13 protein-coding genes are annotated in these 15687 nt (G+C 36.2%); 3 read left to right on the top strand and 10 right to left on the bottom strand.

Annotated features, from left to right (window positions below; genetic code table 11):
• Positions 1-66: 66 nt before the first annotated feature.
• The 7 genes from ACFQO1_RS12475 to ACFQO1_RS12445 form a co-directional block, all read right to left on the bottom strand.
• Positions 67-672, bottom strand: coding sequence for a hypothetical protein (locus ACFQO1_RS12475; protein WP_380218482.1), 606 nt, complete (start codon positions 670-672; stop codon positions 67-69).
• A 168-nt stretch (positions 673-840) separates the two neighbouring features.
• Positions 841-2151, bottom strand: coding sequence for a hypothetical protein (locus tag ACFQO1_RS12470; RefSeq protein ID WP_380218481.1), 1311 nt, complete (start codon positions 2149-2151; stop codon positions 841-843).
• A gap of 181 nt (positions 2152-2332) precedes the next feature.
• Positions 2333-3082 (bottom strand): hypothetical protein, encoded by a 750-nt coding sequence (locus ACFQO1_RS12465; RefSeq protein WP_380218480.1) that lies wholly within the window; start codon positions 3080-3082, stop codon positions 2333-2335.
• 173 nt (positions 3083-3255) lie between these two features.
• Complete coding sequence (locus tag ACFQO1_RS12460; RefSeq protein ID WP_380218479.1) at positions 3256-3879, bottom strand: hypothetical protein; 624 nt, start codon at positions 3877-3879, stop codon at positions 3256-3258.
• Between the two features lie 101 nt (positions 3880-3980).
• On the bottom strand, positions 3981-6527 hold the full coding sequence (locus tag ACFQO1_RS12455; RefSeq protein ID WP_380218478.1) for a TonB-dependent receptor: 2547 nt from the start codon (positions 6525-6527) through the stop codon (positions 3981-3983).
• Entirely contained in the window at positions 6508-7416 is a 909-nt protein-coding gene (locus ACFQO1_RS12450; RefSeq protein ID WP_380218477.1) for a FecR family protein, read from the bottom strand. Before ACFQO1_RS12450 ends, ACFQO1_RS12455 begins: the two co-directional genes overlap by 20 nt.
• A 58-nt stretch (positions 7417-7474) precedes the next feature.
• Positions 7475-7987: an RNA polymerase sigma factor gene (locus ACFQO1_RS12445; RefSeq protein ID WP_380218476.1), complete on the bottom strand. Its 513-nt coding sequence runs from the start codon at positions 7985-7987 to the stop codon at positions 7475-7477.
• Between the two features lie 106 nt (positions 7988-8093).
• Here ACFQO1_RS12445 and ACFQO1_RS12440 point away from each other — a divergent pair, with 106 nt between their 5' ends.
• Both ACFQO1_RS12440 and ACFQO1_RS12435 read left to right on the top strand, forming a co-directional pair.
• Entirely contained in the window at positions 8094-10235 is a 2142-nt protein-coding gene (locus ACFQO1_RS12440; RefSeq protein WP_380218475.1) for a hypothetical protein, read from the top strand.
• A gap of 28 nt (positions 10236-10263) precedes the next feature.
• Complete coding sequence (locus tag ACFQO1_RS12435) at positions 10264-10749, top strand: hypothetical protein (RefSeq protein WP_380218474.1); 486 nt, start codon at positions 10264-10266, stop codon at positions 10747-10749.
• Between the two features lie 76 nt (positions 10750-10825).
• Here the strand turns inward: ACFQO1_RS12435 and ACFQO1_RS12430 are convergent, their stop codons facing one another.
• Both ACFQO1_RS12430 and ACFQO1_RS12425 read right to left on the bottom strand, forming a co-directional pair.
• Positions 10826-11155, bottom strand: a complete 330-nt coding sequence (locus ACFQO1_RS12430) for a hypothetical protein (protein WP_380218473.1) — start codon at positions 11153-11155, stop codon at positions 10826-10828.
• A gap of 77 nt (positions 11156-11232) precedes the next feature.
• A complete protein-coding gene (locus tag ACFQO1_RS12425; RefSeq protein ID WP_380218472.1) occupies positions 11233-12726 on the bottom strand; it encodes a M28 family peptidase in 1494 nt (497 codons plus the stop codon).
• A 188-nt stretch (positions 12727-12914) separates the two neighbouring features.
• On the opposite strand from ACFQO1_RS12425, the gene ACFQO1_RS12420 reads away from it, so the two are divergent.
• A complete protein-coding gene (locus ACFQO1_RS12420) occupies positions 12915-14189 on the top strand; it encodes a DEAD/DEAH box helicase (RefSeq protein ID WP_380218471.1) in 1275 nt (424 codons plus the stop codon).
• A 69-nt stretch (positions 14190-14258) separates the two neighbouring features.
• Here the strand turns inward: ACFQO1_RS12420 and ACFQO1_RS12415 are convergent, their stop codons facing one another.
• Positions 14259-15560 carry a metal-dependent hydrolase family protein gene (locus ACFQO1_RS12415; protein ID WP_380218470.1) on the bottom strand — a complete coding sequence of 434 codons (1302 nt, stop codon included), beginning with the start codon at positions 15558-15560 and terminating at the stop codon, positions 14259-14261.
• Positions 15561-15687 lie beyond the last annotated feature (127 nt).

Raw genomic sequence — 15687 nt, 5'->3', positions numbered from 1 at the left:
TAAAGTTAGTAAAAAATTTATTGCGTAAAGCACCCAATCCCTTACGCAATTAATTACAATCTGTATTTACCGGGTCTTCATCTTTACAACGAGTGTAAAATCTGCTTCTTCTAGGCCATCTGCCCCTGTAACACCAATTACAACCTTGTAAGGTCGATTAATGGTAACTAGGTTTGTAACTTTTCTTGTGTGATCCTGCGGCTCTTTACCTACAAAATTTCGTTCTTGTTTATGGTCTGCTTCACAACGAATGCAACTTGAAAGATTAGGCACCATGGCATCGTTATTTACTCCAACCTCATAAGCATAGATACTTAAATTAAGAGAAGGGTCAGTGGGTATTACTGTAACTTCCATTTCACTGTATTTAGGAATAATCCCCGAAAAAAAGACGTGTTTGCCTGTAAATTTGTTTTTTTGTGTGGCTGGAAAACATGCAACAGAACTGTTCCATGCCCAAGATAAATCGTCTAAAAAAATCCCTTCATTTAGATTTCCCTCGTAGGCAATTTCTCCATTAGGTACATGAGCTATACTGAAAACAGTTGTTCCAGTGTGTTGGTCGAAGTGTTGTTCGTTTTGAGTGTCATCCATTATTTCTATTTCTTGAGTTTTTTGAGCGCTTATAATCAATGGGGCAATTAATATCAGTAAAGTGAGGAGTTGTTTCATGGCTTAATAAGGATTATGTTTTAATTATTAAATCTACTATAAACTAGTGATAAGCATATCTAAGAATACATAGAGAAGCTCAATATCTATGAATTCATATAGAAAAGTAAAAGCCGGTGCATTGCACCGGCTTTTGTACTATACTACATTTAAGTAGTTGGTCGCCACTTAAATAGGCATGACATCCAATTTATATTTGAAGTTATTTCCTACCGAAATATTCTTCACTTCAATTTTTAGCTCCTTACTGGTATTAATTTTTATCACTTGTTTGTTCGCATCATTCGTTTCAAAAGTAAAATCCTTATCCCGAATTGCCTCCCAGCTCCCATTGGTTAGTTTCTTCCAGAAACGTACTGTAGCTCTTGCATTTCCTGAAGTTCTTTCTAAAACAACCTGATTTTTTTGCGTGCAAGAAGCTTTTGTCTCAACCGTTTTCTTAGTTTGCGGTAAGATACTTCCTGTGATCTCACCTCCCATAGTAGTAGTTGAACCACCCTTAATCCAGGCTTGATATGAGAATTTATTAGCAACAGACTGGTTTACAATATCAACGCGTACCTCTTTGTTTCTTGTATTGGGTACGGTGTATCGCAAGGTCATAGGTGCATTTCTACCATTTGGAAAAGTTAATACCTTTTTTTGAGAACCCGCTACATAAATATTGGCAACTGTCTGTGCCTTTCCATCTGTTTTTTTGATGATAACCTCTACAGAATTTGCCGTTGGAGTTACTTTTATTTTCTTTGGACCTCCAGCATATACAGTACCAGATTTATAGTCTAAAGTTGCCGTACATTCTTTTGCTGGAGACAGAGGTACAGTAGGTCTGGCAGTGCTCCCATTTGAACTTGTAGATGACGTAGTTCTTACACTTCCAACTCCTTTAGTTGATCCACTTGAAGCCGTGGTGTTTGAAGTAGAAGTGCTCCCTTTTCCAGTGGCAATAATTTGATATTGAAACTTATTTCCAACCGACTTGTTTTTGATTTCAACCACTAATGTCTGACCAGTTACATTTTTTAATAAAAATGTTTTGTTTTCAGGCCTGCTACTATTTCTAAAAACATATGTTTCTAATAGTTTATCACTGCTATAATTTCTGGAAATTTCACTTATATACACAATAGTTTCGGCTTTGCCATCTATTTTATTAAGCTTGATTTCTACATCTTTAGTATCTCGGGGTGTTACTATAAAAGTTCTTTTTGTCTGTCCGTACACTGTGCCAGTTTCTCTCGATGTATCCAAAGGTCTTGGGCCAATGGTTAAGGATCCGTTTCGACCTGCAATGGTATTCCAGTTCTTTTTAATTTCATTTGCTGCCTTAGCAGGAGAGATAGAAGCAATATTCGTATTTACACTACGAAGTACATTACTTATTGTATTTCTTACACCGTCGATTGGACTTTGCTGAGCAGATATAATTGTCGGGCAGCTTACAAGCATAACTGTTAAAATAAAGACTAATTTTTTCATGGATTTTAATTTTAGTGTTACTAATTTATATATGGATTTTAATTTTGATATTGTAAATGTAGGTTGATGTATCTGTCTTACTATCAAAGAATTCTAGTAGTAATTCAAAATATGGGAATTCATGGAGGAATAAAAAAACCAGCTGTTAAACTGGTCTCATGATGTGTAGAACTCCCTAAAACTAATGTACTGCGACAACATCAATATGGTACTTAAATTTTTCTTTCACAGATATATTTTTGATTTCAATTTTTAAGGGCTTACTGGTGTTGTAATTTAAAATTAATTGGTTGTTAGGTTGTAAGGTTTCAAAGGTCTTAGTTTCCAGTAACTCCCAATTTTTATCATTTCTTTTCCAAATTTTAACAGCAGCTCTTGCGCTGCCATCCGTTCGGTTTATTAGAATGGATGCTCTATTGGTACATGACGCAAAACTGGTGATGGTTTTTTTGGTTTGTCCTAACAGGATGCCTTTAATTTGATTTCCTTTTTCCAGTAAACTGTTACTATTGGTTTCAATGCTTGCCGAATACACAAAAAATGCTGATTTAGATTGATTTATTATTTCTAACCGAACTGTTTTCCCGTTGACTTCTGAAAGGTTTTTAGTTAAAGTAGTATCTCTGTCATCTGGATTAAAAACAAGTCGGTCAACAAATTTTTCATCTATATAAATACTTGCTGTTGCTCTTGATTCTCCCTCAGTTTTAGTGACTGAAATCGTTACAGCTGCATTAGAGATCTTTCTTTCAATTTTTATAAGATTGCCAGCAAGAATTTTACCTTTTTGATCTGCCGCAACATATCTGCATAATTTTTCAGAAGTAGTACGGTTACTTTTTTCTTTTATTTCAGTATTGGTATTTAGACTTTGAGCTAGGCTTCCAAAATGTATTAAAATGGATAAACTTAAAAACAAAAAGGTTTTCATATTAATTTGGTTATAAAGTTTCAATTTTTCACCTAAATTACTTTTTGTCAACGGTGACGGTATCAAAGAATTCACATAGTATTTTAAAATATATGATTTCATACAAACGATTTTGAGATCTAAAAAAAAAACCGCATAAGCGGTCTTATAGGTGAAGCAATAGAATTATTGTTTTAGTATTCGCCATCATCAGTTTCAATTTCCTCTTCGTATTCTTCCTCATCAAACGTAGTATTCGTATCCTGTATTTGTGGAGCTCTAAAGGCTAATGTGTAAGGTAGTTTTTCACCGTTATTTTTTAGAGCTACACTTATGACCTTTCCCTTAATACCTGTAAGATAAAAGCCATGTTCGCTTGTGGTATCTTCGTCAGTAAAAGTATATTCAAAGGCATTCTCAGCCATCTTTTCCCTGTTATGGGTACAAATCATCACAGAAAGCCCCGTCAATTGCAGCTCGCTGGCTACGATAACTTCCATAGTATCTTTAGAAGACAAATAGGTAACATAAGAACGTTTTTTTCCTTTTTTAAGAGTTCCTTTTTTAAGTTTCCCCGTGTTGGGTAAAAACTTAGGTAAGGATTTGTCGAAACTTAATTTTCCTAAAGAGGTAGACAAATTATCTTTGAGAGAATTAAATCCAGCCGAAAGCGCTTCAGGATCATTAATGGCATTTTCGATAGTCAATGTTTCCCAGAATCCCTGAATTTGTTTAAACTCTTCACTACATTCTGCTTGGGCATTTCCTATAAATATACAGCTTACTATTACTAAAAAGGAAAGGACGAATTTTTTCATGATATAAAGATTTATACCACAAACTTATAAGAACAATAGATGAACCCTATCAAAGAATTCTAGGAGGATTTAAAAATATATGATTTCATTGAAAGCTTTTACTAAAATAAAATTTGAATCGCAGCATTGGGAGTGAGTCCTAAGCTTACTTCGTTAATTTCTCGAATCGTATTAGTACCATCACTATTTTCTAATCGGGCGTATCTAGTATTTAACGTATTCTCATAATCGAATACATTTAAAAGGGCGACACTTATTTTTGCTGTAGAATTTTCCGAAAGTGAAAAACTATATTCAGACGATATATCTGCTCTAAAGTAGTCTGGCAGGCGCTCATTATTAGGGGCGTCATAGTTAATGGGGTCTTGAGAATTTATAGATTGCATTTGTTCAGGTAAAGCAAGCGTATAGGGTTTGCCACTCTGCCAATTAACTCCGATAGCTAGTTTAAAATTTCCAGAATAATAAGACCCTGCAAGAGTTGCACTATGCTCCCGATCTAAATTATTTGGAAAAACAGAAGGAGAAAAAGCGTCAAAAGTATATTCATTATTTGTCCAGCTATAGCTTACCCATGTATGAAAATGTTTTGTTCTTTTATTGATTACAGCTTCGATTCCTGATACTTGATACTGTCCTTGCGAATTAGTAAACTGAAACTGATTTTGAAAGCCTTGGTTAATACTGGAAATTCCATCAACTACTTTGTAGAATCCCTCTAAGGAAATCAGCCATTTTATGGTTTCATAGGAAACACCAACCGAGGCCTGTTTGCTTTTAATGATTGGAATATTTTCTTCGTTTGCAAGCACCCATCGCCTTTTTTCGACCCCTAGAAAATCACTTTCAAAATCGATGCGTTGGGTCGTAGTTTGCGATTTAAATTCTCCTTTGGCTTCTATTGCAAATTGGTTGTTTAATTTTTGCCTCACACTTAAACGGGGTTCAATTAGCAGTTCTTTAAATTTAGTGATATAGTTGAATCGCAGCCCCGATGTAAGTGCAGTATTATTATTTTCTGAAATAAATGTTACTTCTGAAAATGCGCTATGGGTCCTTATCACTTCTTTTTGAAAATCTCGAAATCTTGGTAAGTTAACATCTTGTGTATTTGAAATTCCTGTTTCATTAAACTGATACCCGTTTTGTATTGTTATGTTTTCTGAAAGTTGTAAGGCGCTTTCAAGTTTCACACCATTTTCCACAACTTCGTTTTCTTGAATCAATCGTTGTGTAGTAAAAATATCACGATTGACAGCATTTAAGAAATAGTAAGATAAATACAAGGAGGCAGAAGTATGGAAGCGCTCATTCCATTTTCTTTTCCAGGAAGCGCCAGTTGCAATACTGCGTTGGTCCAGATTGCTGTTTTTTGAGCTATTATTGTCAATAATCGTTTCATTATAATCCAATCTGTTGTCAATTGTCAAAAAGCGAAAACCAAAGGCATCTCTTTCAGAAGGATTCCATAAAAACTTAGTGCTAATATCATAGAAGTAAAAATCTTCCTGAGCACTTAGTAACGGATTGGTTTCGTCGTCTCTTTCTATTTCTGTATCCTGAAAAATTCGTTGCGAATAGGTTTTATAAACAGGTGTTTCAATAAGTGAGTTAAGAGAGGTTCGTGCTGCGAATTGAAGTCCGAATTTTTCAGAAAAAGGGATTTCAAAAAAAGCATTGGCATGAATTAAATTAAGTCCGCCCCCACCTTTAAATTGAGAGGCGATGTGATCTTCAGATCGCATGTCAATAACCCCCGAAACAGCATCACCATATCTACTTGGGGTACCATTTTTGTAGACTGAAACATCTTTTGTAAGATCGGGATTAAAAGCCGATATAAGCCCAAAAAAATGACCACTTTGATACATTTTTATATCCTCCCATAAAATAAGGTTTTCGGCATGCGTACCTCCTCTAATGTTAATATTCGAAATAGTTTCATCGACACTCTCCACACCAGGGAGAACTTGCGCAATTTGAAGCACATCATTTTCAACTTGTCCTGGTATAAGACCAAAATTTCTTGTATTAAGCGTAATTTTTCCGTTGGCGTGCTTTGTAATTCCTTTGGTTAAATAAGAGTTTAAAACCACCGTTTCTAATGTGGTTGTTTCAGCCTCCATAAAAATGTGCACACATTCTCTTGTAAGCTCACTTGTAGATATGCGAAGGTTTTTATAACCAACATACGAAATGGTCATAAATGTCGAAGATTTTTGATCGTCAATAAAAAACCGACCTTCTGAATCTGATACCACAGAAAAAGTACCTGAGTCTTCTACGATAGTAGCTCCAACCAACGGTGTTCCCGTCTCGATAGAAATGATGGTGCCACACCATTGAGTTTCTTTGTAGGGAGTGATGGCAAAATAACGTTCATTAATTTTTTTGAGTTGAAAAGGAATGTTTTTTTCAAGATAAGTAAGAGTTTCATCCAGTGTATTTACTTCAGAAGGCGCAACAATACTGATTGTTTTAATTTCTTCGGAAGCATATGAGAATCTCACATTAAATCTTGTTTCAATAGCTGAAAGAACAGAAAGCAATGAGGTTTTTTCTTCAGTTTGTGCACTGCAAAAAAAAGTGCTTCCGAAGCAAGAGAGAAGGATTAGTAAACATAAAATATTACCGACTTTCTTTCTCATTGAGTAGTATGTTAGAATCATCGATTGTATATTCTATTTGAAGAGGTTCACAGATACTTCGAAGCGCAATTTCAAGATTAGTATGCGTAAAACTTCCTGTAAATTTAATTGAGGTAGTTACTTTTGAAGCATCCACAGTAACCTTGTACTGTCGCTCTAGTTCTTTTAATACAAACGATAATGAATCATTTTCAAATGAGCTTTCCTCTTCTGTCCAACTAGGACTTTGTGCGTCTGTATTAGTTGAGGTGGTAATAATCCCACCGCTCCATTTTAAGCTATGCCCCGCTGGTAATTGGATTTTTTGTTCTCCAATATGTACCTCTACTAATCCTTCGTAACAATAAACGCGGAAATTTCTATCCCTTGAAAAAACATTAAATTGAGTGCCCAAAACACGTACATGTCCTAATGCTGTCTCGACATCAAACTGTTTCCCTTTTGCAACCTTAAAAAAGGCTTCTCCTTGTAAGGTAAGCGACCTATTCTCCTCCCAGTTTTTCTTTTTATAGGTCATTTGAGAATTTGAGTTGAGAATTACTTCTGAAGTGTCTGGTAATACTACTGACTTATTTTCTGCAATTGCAGTTTCAACTTTCGTATCCAAATTTGAAATAAATAAATAGCCCATAACTAAGACAACTAGAACGGCTGCAATTTTTAAAGCTGTAGACAACGGATGTAGTTTTCTAACTTTGGTAGCAGAGGTCAATTTTGATGAAATTGCTTCAAAATTAGCCTTCTCGTTAAATACAGGAGTATCAAACCTGGAGGTGCTATCGGCAATTTCTATATAGCGCTTATACTCAGAATCATTTTGTAAAAGCTCGATTTCTGCGGCTGTAGCTTCATTATTGAGATATTTATGTAAAAGGTAATTTTTTTCCATGGTATGTGAACTATAATTAAAACAGTTCAATTTGTTTTTACCCTACTTATTGTAGGTATTATTTTATTTCATCAATTTCATTACGCAAGGATGCAAGCGCCTGACTCATTCTTTTTTCTACTGCTTTAACAGATATGTCTAATAATTTTGCAATTTCTCTATATTTTTTTCCTTCAATTCTATTTAGTAAAAAAGCAGTGCGTTGTCCTTCGGTAAGATTTTGAATCGCTGTAGTTAGTTTTTCTGAAAATTCTTTTTCCTGAAGTAAAAATTCTGGAGATTGATTGTTATATCCAGAGTTTTTTGCGTTAGCATATTTGAGCACTACTTTTTTGTGAGCGACTTCATTTAAAAACATATTGTTTGCAACAGTGTATAAAAAAGATTTAGCTTTTGAAACAGGAACTTTAGCACAATTCTGCCATAATTTAATAAATGCTTCCTGCACCAAATCGTCTGCTTGTGCTTCATCTCCACATTTGAAAAGAAGGAATCTCCAAACGGATTTTCCGTGGTCACTGTATATAGAGTTGAATGTACTTTCCTGGCACACATTGTTGGGTTTATTCATAAGCTGATTAACAATTATTTATAAAAATAAGCAGAAATTTTTTATATTTTTAGGTAGGGTATTTTAAAAGTTAATTGTTTTACTAATAAACACCAAAAAATATATTATGAAAAATACACTAACAAAACTAGTATTTCTTTTAGTATCTGTCTTAGTACTTTTTTCTTGTCAGAAGGAAGAAAGTGAGATGATCGATGAAACTGACGAAGAAACAATAACTGCAAATTCTACCTTAGCGAATCTGTTAAGTAGAAGTTCTCAAAATCCCGGCGATTTAGACGATATTATTGACGGTAGCGACTGTGTTCAAGTGGTTTTACCTATTACAGTATTTGCAAACGGTCAAAAAGTAATTATTACAGATGAAGATGATATCGAAATTGTAGAAGATATTTTTGATCAATTTCCGAATGATCAAGATACCCTTGAAATTGTTTTTCCAATAAATATTGTCTTAGCAGATTTTACACAAGTAACTGTTACTAGTCAGACTGAACTTGATGCCATTATTGCAGCTTGTGAAAACGATCTTGATGACACTCTAGAATGCGTGTCGTTTGTATATCCACTCACATTTTTCACCTATGATTCAAATCAGCAACAAACAGGTACTGTAATTATAAATAGCGATGTTGAAATGTTTCTGTTTCTTAGCAATTTAGATGATGATGACATCATTGCATTACAATATCCAGTATCGGTTATTGTGAATGGAGAAACTACTGTTATTGCTAATAATACTGAGTTGGTTACACTGTTGTCTGAAACCAATTGCGACAATAGTTCAATACCAGTAGATGAATTAGAAGCCTTTATCACTAGCGGTTCTTGGTATATAACCTATTTCTTTGATGATTTGGATGAAACAGATGATTTTGATGGTTATGAATTTACATTTGCGACCAACAATACAGCTGCTGCAACCAATGGGAGTAATACCGTTACTGGAACCTGGGAATTAACAGGTAGTAGCACACCAGATTTTGAACTCTTCTTCGGAACACAGGATCCTTTTGATGAACTTGATGAAGATTGGGACATACTGGAAATTAATGAAAATATCATTCGCTTAAGAGATATTAGTGGTGGTGACGGAAGCACAGATTATCTAACATTTGAGCGTGAACCAAATACAAATACTGGTGGAGGTGATGTAAATGCACTTATTCAAGTATTAATATCAAATAATTGGTACGTGACAACCTATGATGATGATGGAGATGATGAAACTTGTGATTATGTTGATTATGAATTTACTTATACAAGTAATGGGAGTGTTACTGCAGTAAGTTCTGCAAATACTGTGACAGGAAATTGGGCAGTACAAAATAGTGGTTCTGGTCTGGATCTTGTACTAAATTTTAACCACATGGGAGATGATGATCCTTTTGAAGATTTAAATGACGATTGGGATGTGGTAGAATTTGATGCTCAGGTAGTTCGACTTATAGATATAAGTGGAGGTAACGGTGGAACTGACAACCTTGTATTTGGTCGTACGCCACCTACTAATTGCGGTACAGGTGGTAATACTGCAGCTTTTATTGAAAATTTAATTACAGACAACTGGTTTATTACTTTATATGAAGAAGATGAAGGTAATGAAGCTTGTAACTATGTAGATTATACTTTTGAGTTTTTTACCAATGGAACCTCTACCGCTACAAGCGACACCAACACTGTTAATGGAACATGGTCTGCTCAAAATAGTGGGAGCGGGATTGATTTGACACTTATGTATGAATTTACAGGAACAAACGACCCTTTTGAAGAGTTAAACGATGATTGGGATGTGATTGAATTTGACGGTCAAATTATTCGATTAGTTGATGTAAGTGGAGGTGGCGGTGGAACCGATTTCCTAAATTTTGAAAGAAATCCTTTAAATGACTGTACTGGAAATAATGCAACCGAACTTACAAATATCCTCTTAGAGGGTGAGTGGTTTGTAGCATTGTATGATGAAGATGGAGATGACCAAACTAGTACGTATCAAGATTTTAATTTTTCATTTAATGTGAATGATGAAGTTATAGCCAATGGCAATGGAACAACCGTAAATGGTACCTGGATGGTTTTAGGCGGTACTACGCTTGATATGGCATTAGATTTTGGACCAATGGCTCCCCTTGAAGAATTTAATGATGATGATTGGGATGTGATAAGCTATACAAGTACACGAGTAGAGCTTAGAGATGTAAGTGGAGGCGGCGGCGGAACCGACACCTTAGTATTTGAAAAACTGTAATAATTAATAATAATTTAGAATTATAAATATGAAAACGAAAAAGAAAAATTTTATTTGGTTGGTTAGTTTAGCAATTGGGTTTGTATTTGTCGCCTGTGATCCGAGTGACGATAATAACAACGATGATGGTACTTCAAGTGCAGACCAAGTTGCTTTAATTGCACAGGATGGCAATTGGCGCGTATCTACCTATACGGATGATGGAGAAGATGAAACTTCAGATTATAATGGATTCACATTTACATTTGGAAGTGATGGAGTATTAACAGCTATGAGTAGCTCTAGAACGTTGGTTGGAACTTGGTCTGTGACAGACAGTAGTAATTCATCTGATGATGATGACGGAACAGATGACGACGATTTCAATATCTTCTTTTCTGTGAGTGATGATGATGATTTTGATGATCTTGTAGATGACTGGGATATTACACTTGTCAACTCAACTACCATTTCCCTTATTGATATAAGTGGTGGAAATGGAGGAACCGATATCCTTATTTTTACAAAAAATTAAGTTTCTTTTTTCCCCAATGATAAAGCCGTTCTTGTCGAAAGATAGAACGGCTTTTCTTTTTGATATGCTATAAAAACTACTGTTTTACAGCTTTCAAGTATGTTTCTAATGCCGTTCGTTCTTTTGAACGTGTTAGCGTAAGCCGCTTTGTTTCTCCATTGGATGTTAAGGATATCACCGAAGTCATCATCTGTCTTTTTGTGGTATGCGAATCTATCGCTTCAAAGACTGATTCAGTCAATTTTTTTATTTCTGAAAACTGAGTTTCGGTAATTGGGATGGTAACTGGTTCACCCCCGTCATACTCCCCCGAAGAACTTTCCGAAGCCTTTATAGGAACATACCTTATTTCGCTACTTGAAATATAATATTGATTATTATTCTGATCGGTATAGGTATAGGTCATTACGGGCGGTTTCCAGAAGCAGCTTGAAAAGGAAGCTCCAAAGATGAGTAATAGCAATAAGTTTCGAACCTGAAACACTAATTTTTATCAATCTTATTATACAGTTTTTTACTTGCTTCCTCATATTTATCTCCAGCAGTCCAAGTAGGAGTTACAGGATCATTTGCAATTGCACGTCCAGCCATCACATAGGCCTTAAAAAATTGTTCTAGATACTCATAATCGAGGGTGTCTGCTTCGTCACCAGGTCTATGGTAGTATTTGGTCACATCTCCATCAAAAGCAGTAAAACCTAATGAAAAGGTTGGTGCCGGAATTCCAGCTGCTGCAAAATGAACGTTGTCACTTCGATCAAATAAACCTTGCTCTGGAGCAGGGTCGTCAACTGCTGTAAGTCCAAAGGTTTTTGCGGCATTTTTAATATGATTTTCGGCTGTAGTTCTTGGTAATCCTATAATACTGATAAGGGAAGTGTCATTATAGCCCGCATTGTCACTATTAAAGCAATAGACCATTTGGTCTAAGGGTAATACGGGATTTGCAACATAATATTCGCTGCCTAATAAGCCTTTTTCTTCTCCGGTAAACAAAATAAATAGGGCCGAACGCTTTGTAGGATATTTTGCCAGATTTTCTGCCATACTTAAAACGGTAGTCGTACCTACGCCATTGTCTCTCGCGCCATTGTAAATAGTATCACCAGTCTCATCTGGCGTTCCAACCCCAACATGGTCATAATGGGCTGAGTAAATGATATACTCATTTTTAAGCTGGGGATCGGTGCCTTCAATCACGCCAATCACATTTTGAGATACTATACGCTCTTCAACTTTATTGTCTATTGAAAGTGTAGTAGTTAGTTTTTTTGAATTCATTAGATCTGAAGCCATAGCGGCATCTACATCCTGTACCCAGAGGTAAGCCATCTTACTTTCCTTCATACTTTCGTTTTCCATAGTAGCAACTGCTAACGAAGGCTCGTTAAAGTTATGATCGATAAAATCCCACATCTGGTCCTGTGCATTTAATAACTCGATAACCGCTGAAACACCAGCTTCCTGAGCCAGTTCCCTCTTTTGAGACAGTAATCTGAAAGCACCTCTGGCATCTTTAGTTTCGGCACTTCCCGCTTGTATGATGATAACTTTATCTTTTAAGTCTTTGCCTTTATAGTCTTCTTCTAAACCATAATTTAAATACACGGCATCTCCTTTGAAAGAAACTTTATTGGCGTCAATAGCGACCATTTTTTTAATGTCTTTTCCATTGATAGCTAAAGTAGTGTTTTGTGGTGTTGTAATTTTATTTAACTGAACCTCTTGATAATATGTTCCAGTTTTTGGGTTGGGTTGTACACCGTAGCCTCGAAGCATATTTGCTAGGTAAGAAGCAGCAATTTTATTTTCGGGTGTTCCGGTTTCTCTCCCTTTTAAGAGGTCGTCTGCTAGAAAATAAATATGACCTTTAATATTGTCTTTTGAAATAGTATTTTCTACTTTTTGTTGTTCAGTTTGACCAAATGCAGTAATGGTAAGCATTGATAGAATTGTGATGCTGAAGATTTTTTTCATGATATGTTTTTTAAAGCAGAAAGATACTTTTATTTTTTTAGTATAAATTGAACCTTTTATAGAATTATGAATTTTGTAGATAAGTTTGTCTCATAATAATTATTTCCACATTCAATTATATTAACCGTACCTTTGTCGCTCAAAAGAAATGACAGTATCCCTAAATCGTTGTTTCTCAAAAACAATTTATGTCATTTAAAAATCTTGGGCTGTCCGATGCCCTGCTAAAAGCAATTAGCGAAAAAGGATACGATACACCCACTCCAATTCAGCAAAAAGCTATTCCTCAAATTTTACAAGGTAAAGATGTTCTGGCTTCGGCTCAGACAGGAACAGGAAAGACAGCCGGATTTACATTGCCAATGCTTCAAATATTAGCCGGTAAACCCATTCAGGGAAAACGACAAGTAAGAGCTTTGGTATTAACACCAACACGTGAGCTCGCAGCCCAGGTTTTAGAAGATGTAAAAACATACTCAAAATTTGTTGATATTCGTTCTACCGTAGTTTTTGGTGGTGTCAATGCCAATCCGCAAATTAGAACATTACGACAGGGAGTGGATATTTTGGTCGCTACTCCAGGAAGATTACTCGATTTACACAGTCAGGGTGTTTTTAGTCTTAAAAATGTCGAATTCTTTGTGCTGGATGAAGCAGATAGAATGCTGGATATGGGTTTTATTCACGATATTAAAAAGGTATTGCGGCTTATTCCTGAAAGAAGACAGAATCTCTTATTTTCGGCAACCTTTTCTTCGGAAATTAAAAAACTGGCCTCTAGTTTTCTTCGTAATCCTGTGATGGTTGAAGCTACCCCCGAAAATACTACGGCAGAAAAAGTAGATCAGCTTATCTATAAAACCAACAAATCTGATAAAACAGATTTGGTTATTAAACTTATTTCTGAAGGGGACTGGCAACAGGTGCTAATCTTTACGAGAACCAAACACGGTGCCAATCGTTTGGCAAAAAAGTTGGATTCGGCCAAGATTTCTTCCGCAGCAATCCATGGTAACAAGAGTCAGGGAGCCCGAACCAAAGCGCTGGCAGGTTTTAAAGAAGGACGTGTACGTGTCTTGGTTGCAACCGATATAGCTGCCCGCGGACTAGACATTCCGTTATTACCTCATGTGATCAATTATGAACTACCAAACATTCCCGAAGATTATGTCCATCGTATTGGTCGAACGGGTAGAGCAGGGGCGAGTGGTGAAGCGATTTCCATTGTGAGTGTAGACGAATTTGAATATGTTCGGGGAATCGAAAAATTACTTGGCGAAAAATTAGATCAGAAGACTATTGAAGGCTTTGAAGTTTCTGAAAGCCTTCAGGAAGTACTTGACACAAAGGCCGAAAACAAAGCAGCCAACCAACGAGGCCGACAAAATTCCAGAAAAAATTCAACTTCTAGAAATCGGAGTCGTGGAGGAAATTCTAAGAACAGAAGTGGTAAGAATAGATAATTAATGAAAGTTCTCGATATAACTTCAAAAAAATGAATTTTCTTGAAATCACTCGAACTGCCCTATTTTTTACTCTTTATATACCACCCCCTCTTTCATGACAAACTTGACATCTTTAAGAAGGCTAATGTTTTGTAGCGGATTGCCATCCACTGCAACGATATCTGCTATTTTACCATTTTCTATAGTGCCTAATTGATTGCTCATGCCTAATACTTCAGCAGCTGTAATAGTTGCCGATTTAATTGCATCGTTTTCGTCCATTCCGTATTGAACCATTAATTCGAATTCTCGGGCATTTAAGCCATGTTTGCTTACACCACTATCGGTTCCAAAAGCTATTTTAACGCCTCCTTTAAGTGCTCTTTTAAAAGATGCTTCTACTACCGGAGCTACCTGCCGAATCTTTGCTGCAATGGCTGGAGGAATCTTATCGTTTACTTCCAATTCTTCTTTGACAGAGACTCCAGCTAGTAATGTAGGAACAAGATACGCACCTGTCTGATTGAATAATCGAACTGACTCATCATTTAAGTACGAACCATGATCAATGGTTTGGACGCCTGCTCGCAATGCAGCATTAATTCCATCGGCTTCGTGCGCATGGGCTGCTACATTTCTTCCCATGCTGGTGGCTGTTTCAACAATAGCTTTCATTTCGTCATCGGTGAGTTGTTGTCCCACACCTGCAGCCGTATTGCTTAATACGCCTCCTGTAGCGGTGATCTTTATTACGTCTGCTCCACGCTTTACCATATCCCGAACGGCACGGCGGCAATCATCGGCACCATCACAAATACTTGCATCCACGCCAATCATTTCCATAATATTACTGTTATATCCATGTGTATCTCCATGACCGCCCGTTGCAGAAACGGCTCCTGTAGAAGCAAATATGCGTGGGCCTGTAACTACCCCTTGACTAATCGCCCTTTTTAAGGCATTCATGATATTTGGCTCTCCTCCTAGGTTTCTAATCGTAGTAAAACCAGCATTCAGTGTTCGTTGTGCATAAGGAATAGCACGGTAGGCACCATCGGCTTCTTCCAGTTTTACCCATTCGTATGGATTAGCATTTATATCCCGCTCACCTGTGATATGGGTGTGTAAATCGATAAAACCAGGCATTACGAATTTATCTTTTAGATTAAGTAAGGTTACTTTGGAGGATTCATACCCCATTTGTTCAGCGGTAGAAAATCCGCTTCGTACTTCTTTGATCTTTCCGTTTTCTATAAGAATGCTTTGATTTTTTAAAGGTGCTTTTCCAGGTTCTGCCAGTAAAGAACCCGCATGAATAATTTGAGCAGTCTGAGCATTAAGACCAAAAATGGCTACGGAAAGGATTAGGGTAGTAAGAAGTTTTTTCATTAGAATAGTCTTTGTGATTAGCGATGTCAAGATAACTAAAAAGGTTGAATTGCCTCTGAAACTGCTTCGACTTTTTACTTTGTAACTCCCTCTCCAATTGTTATCTTTGCAATTCCAAAATTTCAGA

Source organism: Jejudonia soesokkakensis (assembly GCF_042664795.1).
GTDB classification, from domain to species: domain Bacteria; phylum Bacteroidota; class Bacteroidia; order Flavobacteriales; family Flavobacteriaceae; genus Jejudonia; species Jejudonia soesokkakensis.
Note: the sequence above shows the minus strand (reverse complement) of the source record. Positions and strands in the feature narration are given on the sequence as shown.

Excerpts from the sequence above, each read along its gene's own strand:
- ACFQO1_RS12475 (WP_380218482.1), bottom strand. The coding sequence starts at position 672 with ATGAAACAACTCCTCACTTTACTGATATTAATTGCCCCATTGATTATA.
- ACFQO1_RS12470 (WP_380218481.1), bottom strand. The coding sequence starts at position 2,151 with ATGAAAAAATTAGTCTTTATTTTAACAGTTATGCTTGTAAGCTGCCCG.
- ACFQO1_RS12465 (WP_380218480.1), bottom strand. The coding sequence starts at position 3,082 with ATGAAAACCTTTTTGTTTTTAAGTTTATCCATTTTAATACATTTTGGA.
- ACFQO1_RS12460 (WP_380218479.1), bottom strand. The coding sequence starts at position 3,879 with ATGAAAAAATTCGTCCTTTCCTTTTTAGTAATAGTAAGCTGTATATTT.
- ACFQO1_RS12455 (WP_380218478.1), bottom strand. The coding sequence starts at position 6,527 with ATGAGAAAGAAAGTCGGTAATATTTTATGTTTACTAATCCTTCTCTCT.
- ACFQO1_RS12450 (WP_380218477.1), bottom strand. The coding sequence starts at position 7,416 with ATGGAAAAAAATTACCTTTTACATAAATATCTCAATAATGAAGCTACA.
- ACFQO1_RS12445 (WP_380218476.1), bottom strand. The coding sequence starts at position 7,987 with ATGAATAAACCCAACAATGTGTGCCAGGAAAGTACATTCAACTCTATA.
- ACFQO1_RS12440 (WP_380218475.1), top strand. The coding sequence starts at position 8,094 with ATGAAAAATACACTAACAAAACTAGTATTTCTTTTAGTATCTGTCTTA.
- ACFQO1_RS12435 (WP_380218474.1), top strand. The coding sequence starts at position 10,264 with ATGAAAACGAAAAAGAAAAATTTTATTTGGTTGGTTAGTTTAGCAATT.
- ACFQO1_RS12430 (WP_380218473.1), bottom strand. The coding sequence starts at position 11,155 with ATGACCTATACCTATACCGATCAGAATAATAATCAATATTATATTTCA.
- ACFQO1_RS12425 (WP_380218472.1), bottom strand. The coding sequence starts at position 12,726 with ATGAAAAAAATCTTCAGCATCACAATTCTATCAATGCTTACCATTACT.
- ACFQO1_RS12420 (WP_380218471.1), top strand. The coding sequence starts at position 12,915 with ATGTCATTTAAAAATCTTGGGCTGTCCGATGCCCTGCTAAAAGCAATT.
- ACFQO1_RS12415 (WP_380218470.1), bottom strand. The coding sequence starts at position 15,560 with ATGAAAAAACTTCTTACTACCCTAATCCTTTCCGTAGCCATTTTTGGT.